This is a genomic window from Okeania sp. SIO3B5, assembly GCF_010692555.1.
GTDB lineage: Bacteria > Cyanobacteriota > Cyanobacteriia > Cyanobacteriales > Microcoleaceae > Okeania.
The window spans coordinates 1-13,665 of record NZ_JAAHHG010000266.1; the positions used below are offsets into that span (position 1 = coordinate 1).

Consider the following 13,665-nt stretch of genomic DNA (forward strand, 5'->3'; position numbering starts at 1 on the left):
ATGTCCGGTTGAATAGTTATAAATAACAACAGAGGAGTCAGGAGATCCCCCCTAACCCCCCTTGAAAAGGGGGGAACTGGAAGTCCCCCTTTTTAAGGGGGATGCGCGGGGGATCATTGATGTACTGCAGTTAAATGATAATTATATTGATATATTGAAAATAGAGTGCGATCGCTCCTGGTGAGTGGTGTGGCGATCGCTCCAACTATTACTAAAGGATAAAAATGTACTATAATATAGGAATTACTTCAGTTCTAGGTGTCCATGACTGGTATTAACCGAGAATTAACTCCCCATCCGAGAACGAGCTTATTTGACAAGCACCTTCCTGGTACGCCCCAAGTAGTGAGATTGCTGAAGAAGGAGGGAAAGGCTCATGTTTTTAAAGACCGTGCTACAATGGAATTTGTCGTGGGGGCTATTATCGGAAGGGGGGAACTTACAGGAATTGAAGATGAAAACGACGACTACGAACGCTATGGACTTTATTTTGACGAACCTATAGGTTATCAAATCCGAGCAGATGGTAGCAGTATTGCACTTTATTATGCTGAAATAAAAATTGTTAAAGGAGGTAATCAATACCATGTTATCCCTCGCACAAAACCTCGTCGAGCTAGGTGATGATTGGGAGTTTATCGAGTTATGGATAGATCCGATTGTTTTTCCACCTCGAATTCTAATGTTAGCCAGTGGCAAACAGGGTAATTGTTGTATTTACGATGCTACTGCTAACTACAAACCTTTGTTTGAGAGCGCTATTTATGATGAAGCGCACTCGTGGTTAGTTGAGGATGATTACGAGCGTGTGGATGGTCGCCTTTTATCTGGAGAAATTTTTTAGTTTGTAAATAATTCTATAAATATTACCAAAAAATACTATGATGACCACTGTTTCTGTCGAACTACCCACAGGATAATTCTCAGCGCTGCGTAAAAATCCTCACGAGTTTGTTAGAGAAATGCGGATAGCTGCTGCGGTAAAATGGTACGAATTAGGGGAAATTTCCCAGGGAAAAGCTGCGGAAATAGCAGGCTTAACTAGGGCAGAATTTATTAACGCCTTATTTCGTTACCGAGTAGATTTTATGCAGTATACCGCCGAAGAGTTAGCCCAGGAGATAATCGATGTTGATTAAAAAAGTCATAGTTAATTCTTCTCCATTAATCGCTTTGTTTAAAAGTAAACAGGCCGATTTACTGGCACAACTTTTTGATCGAATTTTGGTTCCAGGATCTGTGTGGGATGAAGTGACATCAGGAAGTAAAAATGATGTTGCAGCAACTGAATTAGCTAATGTCTCTTGGGCGTGGCGTATAGAAATTGCCAGTATTTCCCCAGAAGTATTAGCTTGGGACTTGGGTAAAGGCGAGTCAGCGGTGCTTAGTTTGGCATTAAAAAAACCTGGTTTTGCCGTTATTATCGACGATAGAGCAGCTCGTCGCTGTGATCAGTCTTTGGGAGTTATAAGTATGGGAACGGCAGGAGTAATTTTGTTGGCTAAAAAACGGGGGCTAATTCCTTTAGCATCTCCGGGGATTCAAGCTTTGCAGGAGGCTGGTTTGTGGTTATCCGATGGCTTGATAAATTTACTCCAACAACAAGCTGGAGAATCTGATAAATAATTCGGGGACGATCGCGTCCCATCCGAACCACGATACTTATTTGACAAGCACCTTCTTGGGATGCCCCAAATAGCAATATTACTGAAAAAGGAGAGAAAATAAATATTAAAGAGCGATCGCTTTAGTCAGAATATGCAACTGCTACTTTAACTGCTACGAATTCTTACTCTTCCTGGAGATGTAGTCATAGTCTATTTATTTTTTTGTAAATTATAAAAGATAATTGAAATTTTGTCAAATTATGGCTGATAGCGATCGCTATGATATGATGCTCGGCATCACAACAAAATTTTCAAATGAAAACAGACAGTATATTTTACAGACTATTTTTAGAGATACCTGGTGTTTACTTTCAACTCATTGGTAAATCTCCCACTCTGGCAAATTCTTACAAGTTTCGCTCAGTCGAAATCAAACAAACAGCTTTTCGTTTGGATGGTGTATTAGTTCCTAATATTCAGTCTCCTGATACTCCCATTCATTTCGCTGAAGTGCAAATGCAAAAGGATGAAGCATTTTACCGTCGATTTTTTGGCGAGATATTTCTGTATCTGAGTCAATATGAGGAGGCCAAGTATTGGCAAGCGTTAGTGGTATTTCGCAACCGTAATATTGAACCAAAAGATACCCAACCCTATCAAGCTCTATTAAATAGCAGCAACGTTACCGTAGTTTACCTGGAGGACTTGGGAGAGGAAGCTTACGATAACTTGGGTTTAGGTATAGTCAAGTTAATAGTAGAGGATGAGGCCAAGGCAGTACAACAGGCCAAAATGTTATCTGCCAAAGCAACGACAGAATTAGCACAAGAGGCTGAACAGCAAAAAGTGCTAGAATTAGTCAAAACAGTTATTTTGTACAAATTTCAAAATTTAGGACCAGAGGAAGTAATAGAAATGTTAGGGATGGAGGATTTTAAAAAATCTCGACTTTACCAAGGAATTAAGCAGGAGGGGAGAGAAGAAGGTAGACAAGAGGGGACATTATTAACTAAGTTGCGAGTAGTTCCTATGTTTTTGGAACTAGGTTTGACTATTGAAGAGATAGCACAACGGTTGGATTTAACTGTGGAGCAAGTGCAACAAGCTTCTCAAAGCCAGTCTAATTAATGGGAGGTAATAAGAAATGTTTAGCATGGAGGAATTTAAAAAATCTCGACTTTATCGAGGAATGAAGCGGCTAGCCAGAGAAGAGATCACAGAAGAGAACAGACAAAAGGGTAGACAAGAAGGCAGAGAAGAGGGGATATTATTAACTAAGTTGCAAGTAGTTCCTATGTTTTTGGAACTAGGGTTGACTGTAGAAGAGATTGCACAACGGTTGGAATTAACTGTGGAGCAAGTCCAACAAGCTGCTCAAAATAATGAATAATTAAAGATAGTTTTGATTGGTTGGAATTAACTATTGCTCCTTTCCTCCTAGAAAAAAAGGCGATCGCTTCTCTGACTCGGTTGGTTTGGCAGGAGTGATAGCTGCCGCTAGGCTCCGCCAACGCTTGTTTGTAGTAACGATTTTAGTCGTAAAAGGTGACTGGTGAGTTCCGAAACTCAGGTGGAAAAAGGATGTAGTAACGTATGTTGACAACAAATGCTTACCACTGTTAAGCTAACAAATAATGATTTCTATTGTCGAATTATGAGCAAAATTATAACCGCTGTATTTGATGGTGAAGTTTTACGACCCCATACACCTCTAGAACTTAAACCAGATCAAAGTTATGCGATCGCTATTGATGTTGAGGGCGTTCATTCTCGACATATTACAGTTTCTCCCAAAGTTCGTTTTGGCAAACCATGTATTGCTGGTACTCGCATTGCTGTAGAAGATATCGCAGTCATGTATCTACAAAATAAAGAGTCTTTAGAAAAAATTGCTCTTGATTATAATCTGTCTTTAGCATCAGTTTATGCAGCGATCGCCTATTACTATGATAACCAGGAACAAATTGATCGTCGTAGGGCTGAAGGTAAGGCTTTTGCTGAAGAATTTGAGCGCAATAATCCTTCTTTGTTACAGGAAAAATTAAGAAAGTTGCAGGGTGAGGGTGCGAATTAGTTTTCATTTAGATGAACAGGTTAATCCGGCGATCGCTAGGGAGTTACGTCGTCGTAATATTGATGTGACTACAACTGTTGAGGCTAACTTGCGGGGTCAAAGTGATGAATCCCAGCTAGCTTGTGCGAGTCGAGAGGGCAGGATGTTGGTGACTCACGATGATGATTTTCTCAGACTTGCAAGCGTTAACAAGGAACATTCGGGTATTGCGTATTGCCATCAAGAAAGTCGTTCTCTTGGAGAAATAATTACCACGTTAGTTTTAATCCACAAAGTATATGATTCAGAAGAAATGATGGGCCGTGTAGAATATTTGTAAGGATGAGAAAGGCGATCGCTCCTTTCTTCCCTAAAAAAAGATCGCTCCTCAAACTCGGTTGGTTTGGCAGGAGCGATCGCTACTATAAAATAATAGATGAAACAGACAATTGCAGGAAAGAAGAAAAAGCTTCATCCAAACTACTGACTGGAGATTTGATACTTATGTGACAGCGCAATCTAGGTAGCAATTCTCAGCTCGTAATTGGTGTTACCGCTGCTGCTGTTTGGGAAAACTCTTACAAAATATGTTCCTGATTCTATCTCCCGACTAATGCTATTACTGGAGTTGGCACTAACAAACCTACCGCTTAGAATATCACCATCATCAATGACTCCATTGTTATTAAAGTCGTCAATCAATTGGAAAAATGCATCTTCAGTTACATCACGAAGAGCGATGTTAACTTCGGTGTTAGTATCTACAGTAAAACTATAGTAGTCGTTGCGATCTGTAACTCCCACATAATCTGTAAAAAGTCGTGATCCAGTTCCCAGCTCTCCAATATCTAAAGCTGCATCCAGTTGGTTGCCAGGGTCTGCTATTGTGGTACTAGGTACAGACTCAAACAGGAATCCTAATTCATAATTGGTGTTACCGCTACTGCTGTTTGGGAAAACTCGTACAAGATATGTTCCAGTTTCTATCGTCCGACTAATGCTATTACTGGAGTTGGCACTAACAAACCTACCGCTTAGAATATCACCATCATTAGTGACTCCATTGTTATTGAAGTCCTTAATCAATTGGAAAAATGCATCTTGAGTTACACTACCCAAGCTAATATCAATTTCCCCATTATCGGGAAGAGTAAAGCGATAGTAGTCATTACGGTCAGTAACTCCAACAAAATCTCTAAAATTTCGTTGTTCAGTTCCCAATTCTCCTAGAATCGTTAGAATCGTGTCATCAGGATTGTCTATTACGTTATTGGGTTTAAGGGAAAAGTTGAATGTTAACCCATAACTGGTGTTACCGCTGCTGCTGTTTGGGAAAACTCGTACAAAATATGTTCCAGCTTCTATCTCCCGACCAATGCTATTGCTGGAGTTGGCACTAACAAACCTACCGCTTAGAACATCGCCATCATCGATGACTCCATTGTTATTGAAGTCCTTAATCAATTTGCCAAACTGTCTTCAAATTCTTCCTCATCAGCAGTAAAAAAGTGCGATTGAGTTTCTTGGTCCCAAAACCTGTGAACTTCCTCTGCATTGGGGTTAGTGGCAGAAGCTTGTCGCGTGGCAGTTTCTTCTTCACTGACACTATTACCAGTCAAAATGTCAATTTCTTCACCCGTAGGACTATCTATCAACTCGGAAGTTGTTGGACTATAGACAATAGAGAAATCTTCCACTGTCGGCGTTAACTCTTCTATATTTATGTATGAATTCTCAGCGCCAAATTCTGTAGCAGTAGGAAATTCATTACCTAATCCTAGCCCATTTATTACAGTCATAACTGAATCAGTAAACTTTGGTTCCAAACTGCTGGTTTCTAGATCTAAAATATTCGCCATAATAGCCTTTCTTGAAAGATGTTTTAGTTCAATATTTGTTCTTTTTTGAGTTAGTTACTAAGATATTAATATCTCAGTAAATATTCGGGCAAGTAAGTTTTTTAGAATTAACTAATAACTTACTTGGCTTGAGTAGCTTACCATAAAGCAAATGCCATTTTGTCGATTATCGACATTAAATTTTTTGAGAAAACAGAAAAAAATCTCAAACTTACTCAGCATAAGCAATTCACTATAAAAGCAATGCTAATATCGACAAAAATATTTCCATAACTTGTCGAAAATAGACAATATTTAGCAACGAGTACGACCAAAAACCCCTCCATAAATTAATATTTAACAATGCAGATAAATTATTTAGAGAGGTTTAATGGCCAAATATAATCGAATAATTACTTATTTATCAGGGTAAAAAAAAATCAAATTTATAAGTAATTATATTGACTAATATCTATTTTTAATGTCATAATTTTCTAACTATCTAACCCTAAATAATTAAGATGTAATGAAAACAGACAGCATATTTTACAGACTTTTTCTGGAGATGCCTGGTATTTATTTTCAACTAATTGGTCAATCTCCGACTCTGGCAAATTCCTATCAGTTTCACTCGGTGGAAATCAAGCAAACGGCTTTTCGTTTAGACGGTGTATTAGTACCTAATACTGAGTCGCAAACTACTCCAGTCCACTTTGGCGAAGTGCAAATGCAAAAGGATACAGCATTTTACCGTCGATTCTTTGCTGAGATATTCCTCTATCTTTATCAATACGAGGAAACTAAGCATTGGCAAGCATTAGTAGTGTTTCGCAACCGCAAGATTGAAACTGAAGATACTCAACCCTATGAAGCATTGTTAAATAGCAGCAACGTTACCAGAATTTATTTGGAAGACTTGGATGATGAAGCTTATGATAATTTGGGTTTAGGCATAGTTAAGTTGATAGTAGAAGGCCAAGCAAGGGCAGTGCAACAGGCAAAAGTGTTAGTGGCCAAAGCAACGGCAGAACTAGCAGACGATACTGAACGGCAAAAAGTGTTAGAATTAGTAAAAACAATTATTTTATACAAGTTTCAAGATTTAGAACCAGAGGAGGTAATAGAAATGTTAGGCATGGAGATGGAGGAGTTTAAAAAATCTCGACTTTATCAAGGAATGCAGCGGCTAGCTAGGCAGGAGTGTATAGAAGAGGGAAAACTGTTAACAGTTCCTCTGTTGTTAGAACTGGGGTTGAGTGTAGAAGAGATAGCGCGACGGTTGGAATTAACTGTGGAGCAAGTCCAACAAGCTGCTCAAAATCAGTCTAATTAATGGGAAGTAATAGAAATGTTAAACATGAGCATGGAGGAGTTTAAAAAATCTCGACTTTATCAAGGAATCTGGGAAGAGGGGGCATTATCAACCAAGTTGCGAATAGTTCCTTTGTTGTTAGAACTAGGGTTGACTGTAGAAGAGATAGCGCGACGATTGGAATTAACTGTGGAGCAAGTCCAACAAGCTGCTCAAAATAATGAGTAATATCATGTCCGGTTGAACAGTTATAAATAAATAACGACGGAGGAGTCAGGAGTCAGGAGTCAGGAGTCAGGAGGGAAGACTGAAGTTGGAAGAAGGAAGAAGAAGAACTGGAGTTGAAGGAGAAAGTTTTTTTATCACGCTATTATCCGGACATGATATAATTTAAAGATAGTTTTGATTGGTTGGAATTAACTATTGCTCCTTTCCTCCTAGAAAAAAAGGCGATCGCCCCTAAAACGTGGTTGGTTTTGGAGAGGCGATCGCTGTTTTGTAGTAACGATTTCAGTCATATAAACAGGACTTACGTAGAGAGTCCTAAAAACCTAGTTTTTCCCAAATGTCTTTGATTGGAAACAATAATTTATCCTAGAAACTGGCTTTCTTTGCATAAGTCCTAATTTAGGATACTTCATTATTCTTCGCTATCGAGAACAGTAGGAATATCGCGAGCAGCATGGAGGATTCGTATTACTTCAATATAGTCATCTTGAGTTAGATAAAAAATTAAGTGCTTGTTGAATCCCTTGACTGCCAGCTTCCGCAAACCTGCTAAACTAGAATTTTGTACTGGACTACCTATACCGGGCATCTTTGCTAGTTGCGAGATAGTCTCTCTAGTGGCATCAAAAAATCGCAATTAGGACAGAAAAATTAAGAGATAATTGTTACTTCTACCTCCTCTAAATTCCCCTAACTCCTGTCTCCTGTCTCCTGTCTCCTGTCTCCTACCCTAACCCATAAGACTTTTTCAGCAAACCCTAATTACGATATCTTTCCACTAGCGATTGATAGTATTAGTCAAAGCTGCTAAAATGACTTTTGGCCAAGGAGTAGGCACTAAGTTTCCATCTTGATCTCGACAAGCCCACATTGCCTCTTGTTGACCAATATGAAGTTTTTTACGCTTACCATCAGACTCTTGTCGGAAAAATTCAAAGTTGAAAACAGCTCCGCATTCTGAAACAGATTTTATATAGAGAAGAACAAGGATTTTGTCAAAGGGCATTGCTTCTTCTAAGAAGTCCATGCGAGTATAGAGACAAATTAATTCTCCTTTAGGATTAGAGACTCGTAGGTATTCGGGGGCAACTGAATACAGGAACAGGTCTAAAGTTCGCCCTTGCCAGATAAAATAATTACCGTAGTAAACATTGCCGACTAGGTTGGATTCTTCTAAGGTTGTTTGATAAGTTTCTAAGTAGAGTAAATTACCATAACGATTTTTAGGAGGGGATTCATAAAGCATCGCTCCTGTATCAATCTTAGCAAGAGGTGTGGGTAATGGTGGCAAGGAAAAAGTTTCAGGCTTTCTGAGATCGAGACTAACTGGTTCTTTAGAAGTAAATTTGTCGAGGAATTTTTGGAAATAGGGAGGTAAAGGCACCTGTGCTGGAACTCCGTAACTCTCTAAATGCACCCATGTAGATTTGACATCTGCAAGGGCAATTCTTTCTAGAGATTCGTCTGGTAAGACTTTGCAAAATTCTATATAAGCATCAAAGGTAGATTCGACTACTTCTCCTAACCACACTCTTGCTTGAATGGTGTCGTAGGAGGTAGCTTCTCCTAATACTCGCATACTTACTGCATTTGTTACCATGCCACAATCTCTGCTAAAGAAGTCAGATAACATTTGTGGTGCAATGCTTTCCAGGGCAAATTCCCGGATTTTTCCTATCCAACTGAAGTATTGGGAAAAATAGACTTTTCGGCTGAGACTGCCACTGTCTTTAAAACTGAGCTGAAATCGTTTTTCGTAAACTACTTGTCCCAGATAGTCTTCTTGGATATGGGAATTATTGCTATCTTCTGTGAATACTTCTACTGCAGAGTTAGATGAGGATGGAGATGAAACAGGTTGTTCTTGAGGAACTAGAATGGCAACCATGCGTTCTGGATGACGGGTTAGTTTGATCGGCTGGGTAACTACTAAATAATTACCTTTTACAGTTTTGGCTTTTAATAAAATGCTGTCCTGATGATATTTGACAATTGAGAGTTCTGGATGAGTTCCATTCAAGGCTTTACGAACTGCTTCTATTGATGACCAAATACGAGTTCCAGCTATATCTAAACTTTCACCTTTTTCTGTTAATTTGTTCAGAATGGCACTGTGTTTCAAACTGAGAAGGGCAAGCCATTTTTCTGGAGTGCGATGGGTGATGATCTCAATATCTACTCCCTGTGGTGTATAGCCTACGGTACTCAGGCAATAGCGGTCGCAATGAGATAAGGATACATAGAGTCCAGCTACACTAGCTCCTACTAATTGGGGTTTCCCTGATGCTAAGGTAGTAATTTCAAAGTCTAGGGGATGTTCTGGGGATAACTCTAACTGAGCTTGAATAGCTTTGGCAACGATTGGCTTTTCTTGTTGTCGTCGCTGTTCTTTGGGCAAAACTTGTAAATTGGGAGCATATCCTAACCCTACTCCTGGTTGTTTTAATTCCCAAGTGGCAAAAGCAGTATTTAATTTATCTTGCAGGATGTTAGCATCGCGTTTTTCAGGATTTGCTAATTCTTCAGGGGTGGGATTAGAAAGATTTTCTTCCATAATTCGCACGCGATAATCTGTGAGTTTTTCCAGGATATTCCCTTGTTTATCGCTGACAAATACTTCACCAATACATTCTTTATCTCCTTTTTCTATCGACACAACGGTTACTATTCTGTCATCTTCCTGAAAATGAGGATTTTGGAAAAATTCTATTTTACCTATTGAGATTGGTAAACAAGTATGTTGGGAAATATTTAGTTGTAATGATTGGAGTAAAACATCTCTCAAATAAGGATCGCCTAGTAGGATATAGCTTTCCATGTCTGTGCTAAAACTTTCTTGAACTAACTCAGTTTCAGAAGTAATGGCGTAGGAACGAAAAATGCTCTGGTGTTGGTTAAGAGAATATATTGCACCCATACGTTGGAAGCGTTCTCCTTGAAATAACAAGTCTCCATAAAGATCGGTTTGGGGATCGATCGCCAGAGGTTTTCCTAACGGAAGATCGATGGTGGCACCTGGTTTTATGTTTCCTATAATTAAGGTTGCAGCAAAATGATCTGTTGTAAATGCTGTTTTTTCGGTGCGAATACTTACTTTAACTGCTAGTTCTCCGTTAGGCAAAGCTTCCATTACCTCAGCATGAATTTCAATTTCTACTCCATGAGTTGGGTGAACGACGATGGGGCGATGCAAAGAGATATTTTCAATTCTGGCAATTTTATTGTCTGTTTCCCCAGTAACATAAGCAGTTGCTTGCGCCATTGCTTCTAAACCAAAGACAGTCGGGAACAAATAAGAACCTCGCCAGACATGATCTTTAATGTACAAATCTTTGTCTAGACTGAGATGGGTTCGTACCGTTAATTCAACATGAGGTTCAACATGAAGCACCCGTTCGATAAAACGATATTGATTGGTTTTGTCTAACTGAACTGGTAACCAAGTATCAAGACTTCCTAAACGAGCGCTGATAATAACTTGCAAAACTCCCGGATCGTATTCAAAGAGCTGGAGAAAACGATCTACCCCTTCTTTAAGTGGAATTGCTCCAATTCCCATTTTGTCTAAAGTTTTGATGCTGCCCATCCGCGCACCCATCCCTACTTCATCCCAGACGCTGTAAGCTAGGGATAATACTTGGGTATGAGGATTTTGAGCTTGAAACTGATGCAGTAAAAGGGTGAGAGATTCGTTAGCAAAGGCATACCAAGCATTGCCGGGCATTCCGGTAACGCCAATAATAGAGCTAAATGCCATCACAAGTTTCGGAGGTGTGGTGGCGAGAGCTTGTAAAAGATGATGAGCGCCCAAGATTTTCGGAGATACTTCTTTTTGTGCTGCTTCTAGAGTTACTTGTTCTACACGACGGGGTGTATTTAACCCTGCTCCATGAATGATACCTGTAATCAAACCGAGTTCAGCAGTAATTTTTTGCACTAACTCAACAACAGCTTGGGAGTTGGTAATATCGGCAGGATAATACTGACAAGTTAGTCCTTCATCTTGGAAGCGTTTTAAGGTTTGCATTACTTCTGGATTTTCCTTTTGACTGCGACCAACTAAAGCCATTTTGACACCAGTGTTTTTGGCTAAAGCTAGGGCACATTCAGCAGTAATACCTTTTGCGCCTCCGGTAACAAGAATCACATCCTCTGCTGACCAAGATAAGGAGCGAGGTTGATAGGTTGCGGGTTGTTGGAGACTGCTTTGTGGCACTAAGCGCACTAACTGTTCATCATAGCCTACTGTGGCGATCGCCTCTTTTGTACTCATTTCTTGGATAACGAGTTCGGTAGCTTGTGAGTATTCAATATTTTGAGGAAAATCGATCGCCCGTACCCGACTGTGAGGACGCTCTAAATGAAGACTGCGAGCAAAAGCACCTGCACAACACAATTCAGGTGAAATAGCTGCTCCTTGACTGCCAAAATGTCCGCCACCAAATTGCACATAAGTCAAACAACAATTTGTGTTTGCCATGGCTAAAGTGGCAATACTCTTGACGTGAGCAGTCATCTGTGCTAAAGGAAGAATTCCCTGTGGTGATGGGGTTTGGGGTAAAATAGCTAGGTAGTGGGTAAAACTACTTTGCTGAGAATTTTCTAAGGAGTTAACTCGATCATAAGTAATAATTTCAACTTGAGCTTGATTTTGTTGTAATTTATCCTTTAATGTTTGGCAAAAATGGCGATCGCCTTCTTCACTAACAATCAAAACACGAGTTTGAGACCAGTTAGTTTGTACTTCGGAGATTTCTTGAGGGATATATTCAATGGCAAAGTTGCGTACCCAGGTGGAATAATTTTCCTTAATTTTCTTTTGAGGTTGGGGAATATATTTTTCCTCTGAGCGTGAAACTACCTGGTTTTGCTGAAGTGCTGTTACTAGCTCTCCTAGGGTGGAGTTAGCTAGGGTAGACAGATCGATTTTTCCGCTGATACCAGTTTTTTTAGCAGCTATAGCAATTAACTCTGCAGCTTTAATAGAGTCGAGATTTAGATCGTCTAACAAACGCAAGTCTAAACTGAGAGTGTTTTTGGGAAATCCTGTCTGCTCTTCTACTAAGCTGAGGAGTAAGGAGGTTAATTCCCGTTCTGCTTGTGTACTGGGGGAAAGTTGAGGTAGAGTTTCACTGTTGTGTTCTATTGATGGTGTAGTCTGAGTCATTCCTCCCATGGTTGAATGAATGACTTGGATAATTTCTTGGAGACTAGCGTTAGCTATACTTGAGGGATCGATGATACCTGCAATGTTGCAAGTTTTGGTAGCAGAAGCAATTAATTCGCTCGCTTTGATGGAATCCATATTTAGGTCATCAAGGAGTTTGGCATCAAGGGAAATACTATCTGCGGGATAACCTGTTTGCTCGGCAATTAGAGCGATTAAAATTGACTCTACATCTAAAGTTTGTGCTTGAAATTTAGAGACAGGTTTTGGGAGTGGGGTAACTTTTTGAGCAGAGGAGGTTACGGAAATAACAGGATGATGGTTGCTGTATTTGTGGTTCGTAGTAACTCCATTACCATTAATTGCAGGCGAAATGTTATGATGCTGATGGGCGTTTTCGGCAGTAATTTGATTAGGTTTAGTTAGGTGAGGTAAATTTTTCAGATCGGCACGAATGACTTGAGCTAAAAAAGAACCTCGCTCAGTGAAGTAAGCGGAAAGAAGCTTAACTAGCTCTTCGTTATTTGAATGGTTAGAGTAAGACATAGGAAAAATATAGATAGTTGGTATGTTTGGCGTTAATGAATTGAGCTATGATTTTCGTGTTTGGGGAATAGGCAATAGGTAGGGACGTTGCATGCAACGTCCGTACAGATTAGATGAGTACAGCTATGGGTAGGGTGTGTTAGCGGTAGCTTAACTGAGCGAAACCCTATATATGTTGTCAGTGCATAAGTCCTGTAGATAAAGGTTTTAGCATTTTTAAGTATCAAAAAGTGGGAGGTTTTAAGTGGTAATGGTTCAATTAGGAGCAGATTTTGGTCAAGATTTGGGCAGAACAATCTTGGGACAATTCTTACTCCTAGCTCTTCGCTCATTCCCCTGACTCTTATCCCTACTAAAAGACTTTTGAGCGCAAACCCTAATTACTTACAGCACTTTTGAGGATTAATCCCTATCTTTGTAACACAGGCTTCTAGCCTGTAACAAGCAGGATGCTTGTGTTACCAAAAATTTGTAGGCTTCTAACCTGTAACAAGCAGGATGCTTTACCAAAATTTTGTAGGCTTCTCGCCTGTAACAAGCAGGATGCTTTACGAAAAATTTGTAGGCTTCTCGCCTGTAACAAGCAGGATGCTTTACGAAAAATTTGTAGGCTTCTCGCCTGTAACAAGCAGGATGCTTGTGTTACCAAAAATTTGTAGGCTTCTCGCCTGTAACAAGCAGGATGCTTGTGTTACCAAAATTACTAAATAAAATTTTGTACCTCACTAACTCCGAAATTGCTGTATAATAAATTTTTCGTTTGTAGTTGGACTTTAGCCCTTACCGAAAAATTGTGGTTTAAAGCCTCCCCTTTTAAGGGGATAATAAAGAAAAATTTTCATGAATTTGTCAATCCTCTTCTTTTCAAGGAGAGGTAATTATTCATTATTCATTATTCATTATTCATTGTTGAA

The 13,665-nt window shown here is 39.5% G+C and carries 16 protein-coding genes; 11 read left to right on the forward strand and 5 right to left on the reverse strand.

Annotated features, from left to right (window positions below):
* The first annotated feature begins 264 nt into the window (after positions 1-264).
* The 6 genes from F6K54_RS27360 (at position 265) to F6K54_RS27385 (ending at position 2,997) form a co-directional block, all read left to right on the forward strand.
* Positions 265-624 (forward strand): DUF6972 family protein, encoded by a 360-nt coding sequence (locus F6K54_RS27360; RefSeq protein WP_293084656.1) that lies wholly within the window; start codon positions 265-267, stop codon positions 622-624.
* Positions 587-844 carry a hypothetical protein gene (locus F6K54_RS27365; protein WP_293084659.1) on the forward strand — a complete coding sequence of 86 codons (258 nt, stop codon included), beginning with the start codon at positions 587-589 and terminating at the stop codon, positions 842-844. Before F6K54_RS27360 ends, F6K54_RS27365 begins: the two co-directional genes overlap by 38 nt.
* A 118-nt stretch (positions 845-962) precedes the next feature.
* A complete protein-coding gene (locus tag F6K54_RS27370) occupies positions 963-1,139 on the forward strand; it encodes a UPF0175 family protein (RefSeq protein ID WP_375342006.1) in 177 nt (58 codons plus the stop codon).
* Complete coding sequence (locus F6K54_RS27375) at positions 1,129-1,626, forward strand: DUF3368 domain-containing protein (RefSeq protein WP_293084662.1); 498 nt, start codon at positions 1,129-1,131, stop codon at positions 1,624-1,626. Before F6K54_RS27370 ends, F6K54_RS27375 begins: the two co-directional genes overlap by 11 nt.
* A gap of 296 nt (positions 1,627-1,922) precedes the next feature.
* Positions 1,923-2,735: an Rpn family recombination-promoting nuclease/putative transposase gene (locus tag F6K54_RS27380; protein ID WP_293084664.1), complete on the forward strand. Its 813-nt coding sequence runs from the start codon at positions 1,923-1,925 to the stop codon at positions 2,733-2,735.
* A 16-nt stretch (positions 2,736-2,751) separates the two neighbouring features.
* Entirely contained in the window at positions 2,752-2,997 is a 246-nt protein-coding gene (locus F6K54_RS27385; protein WP_293084667.1) for a hypothetical protein, read from the forward strand.
* Positions 2,998-3,027: 30 nt separating this feature from the next.
* Here the strand turns inward: F6K54_RS27385 and F6K54_RS27390 are convergent, their stop codons facing one another.
* Positions 3,028-3,210 (reverse strand): hypothetical protein, encoded by a 183-nt coding sequence (locus tag F6K54_RS27390; RefSeq protein ID WP_293084670.1) that lies wholly within the window; start codon positions 3,208-3,210, stop codon positions 3,028-3,030.
* A 51-nt stretch (positions 3,211-3,261) separates the two neighbouring features.
* Here F6K54_RS27390 and F6K54_RS27395 point away from each other — a divergent pair, with 51 nt between their 5' ends.
* From F6K54_RS27395 to F6K54_RS27405, 3 genes are read left to right on the forward strand one after another with little or no spacing between them, the layout of a single operon-like run.
* Positions 3,262-3,681 carry a DUF433 domain-containing protein gene (locus F6K54_RS27395; RefSeq protein WP_293084673.1) on the forward strand — a complete coding sequence of 140 codons (420 nt, stop codon included), beginning with the start codon at positions 3,262-3,264 and terminating at the stop codon, positions 3,679-3,681.
* Positions 3,671-4,000, forward strand: a complete 330-nt coding sequence (locus tag F6K54_RS27400; RefSeq protein ID WP_293084676.1) for a DUF5615 family PIN-like protein — start codon at positions 3,671-3,673, stop codon at positions 3,998-4,000. Before F6K54_RS27395 ends, F6K54_RS27400 begins: the two co-directional genes overlap by 11 nt.
* A gap of 2 nt (positions 4,001-4,002) precedes the next feature.
* The gene (locus F6K54_RS27405) at positions 4,003-4,170 is read left to right on the forward strand and encodes a hypothetical protein (RefSeq protein WP_293084679.1); all 168 of its coding nucleotides are present in this window, start codon (positions 4,003-4,005) and stop codon (positions 4,168-4,170) included.
* 9 nt (positions 4,171-4,179) lie between these two features.
* Here F6K54_RS27405 and F6K54_RS27410 read toward each other — a convergent pair whose 3' ends face one another.
* The gene (locus F6K54_RS27410; protein ID WP_293084682.1) at positions 4,180-5,124 is read right to left on the reverse strand and encodes a pre-peptidase C-terminal domain-containing protein; all 945 of its coding nucleotides are present in this window, start codon (positions 5,122-5,124) and stop codon (positions 4,180-4,182) included.
* On the reverse strand, positions 5,121-5,519 hold the full coding sequence (locus F6K54_RS27415) for a hypothetical protein (protein ID WP_293084685.1): 399 nt from the start codon (positions 5,517-5,519) through the stop codon (positions 5,121-5,123). Before F6K54_RS27415 ends, F6K54_RS27410 begins: the two co-directional genes overlap by 4 nt.
* Positions 5,520-6,024: 505 nt before the next feature.
* Between F6K54_RS27415 and F6K54_RS27420 the strand changes: the two genes are divergently transcribed.
* Together F6K54_RS27420 and F6K54_RS27425 are read left to right on the forward strand one after the other, a co-directional pair.
* Positions 6,025-6,831 (forward strand): Rpn family recombination-promoting nuclease/putative transposase, encoded by an 807-nt coding sequence (locus F6K54_RS27420; RefSeq protein ID WP_293084688.1) that lies wholly within the window; start codon positions 6,025-6,027, stop codon positions 6,829-6,831.
* A gap of 15 nt (positions 6,832-6,846) precedes the next feature.
* A complete protein-coding gene (locus tag F6K54_RS27425) occupies positions 6,847-7,038 on the forward strand; it encodes a hypothetical protein (protein ID WP_293084691.1) in 192 nt (63 codons plus the stop codon).
* A gap of 412 nt (positions 7,039-7,450) precedes the next feature.
* Here F6K54_RS27425 and F6K54_RS27430 read toward each other — a convergent pair whose 3' ends face one another.
* On the reverse strand, positions 7,451-7,675 hold the full coding sequence (locus F6K54_RS27430; protein ID WP_293084694.1) for a type II toxin-antitoxin system RelE/ParE family toxin: 225 nt from the start codon (positions 7,673-7,675) through the stop codon (positions 7,451-7,453).
* Positions 7,676-7,816: 141 nt separating this feature from the next.
* Positions 7,817-12,751, reverse strand: a complete 4,935-nt coding sequence (locus tag F6K54_RS27435; RefSeq protein WP_293084697.1) for an SDR family NAD(P)-dependent oxidoreductase — start codon at positions 12,749-12,751, stop codon at positions 7,817-7,819.
* Positions 12,752-13,665 lie beyond the last annotated feature (914 nt).

Bases quoted from the DNA above. Each gene is read 5' to 3' on its own strand.
- F6K54_RS27425 (WP_293084691.1), top strand. From the start codon at position 6,847: ATGTTAAACATGAGCATGGAGGAGTTTAAAAAATCTCGACTTTATCAA.
- F6K54_RS27420 (WP_293084688.1), top strand. From the start codon at position 6,025: ATGAAAACAGACAGCATATTTTACAGACTTTTTCTGGAGATGCCTGGT.
- F6K54_RS27405 (WP_293084679.1), top strand. From the start codon at position 4,003: ATGAGAAAGGCGATCGCTCCTTTCTTCCCTAAAAAAAGATCGCTCCTC.
- F6K54_RS27380 (WP_293084664.1), top strand. From the start codon at position 1,923: ATGAAAACAGACAGTATATTTTACAGACTATTTTTAGAGATACCTGGT.
- F6K54_RS27360 (WP_293084656.1), top strand. From the start codon at position 265: ATGACTGGTATTAACCGAGAATTAACTCCCCATCCGAGAACGAGCTTA.
- F6K54_RS27415 (WP_293084685.1), bottom strand. From the start codon at position 5,519: ATGGCGAATATTTTAGATCTAGAAACCAGCAGTTTGGAACCAAAGTTT.
- F6K54_RS27385 (WP_293084667.1), top strand. From the start codon at position 2,752: ATGTTTAGCATGGAGGAATTTAAAAAATCTCGACTTTATCGAGGAATG.
- F6K54_RS27395 (WP_293084673.1), top strand. From the start codon at position 3,262: ATGAGCAAAATTATAACCGCTGTATTTGATGGTGAAGTTTTACGACCC.
- F6K54_RS27375 (WP_293084662.1), top strand. From the start codon at position 1,129: ATGTTGATTAAAAAAGTCATAGTTAATTCTTCTCCATTAATCGCTTTG.
- F6K54_RS27365 (WP_293084659.1), top strand. From the start codon at position 587: ATGTTATCCCTCGCACAAAACCTCGTCGAGCTAGGTGATGATTGGGAG.
- F6K54_RS27435 (WP_293084697.1), bottom strand. From the start codon at position 12,751: ATGTCTTACTCTAACCATTCAAATAACGAAGAGCTAGTTAAGCTTCTT.
- F6K54_RS27370 (WP_375342006.1), top strand. From the start codon at position 963: ATGCGGATAGCTGCTGCGGTAAAATGGTACGAATTAGGGGAAATTTCC.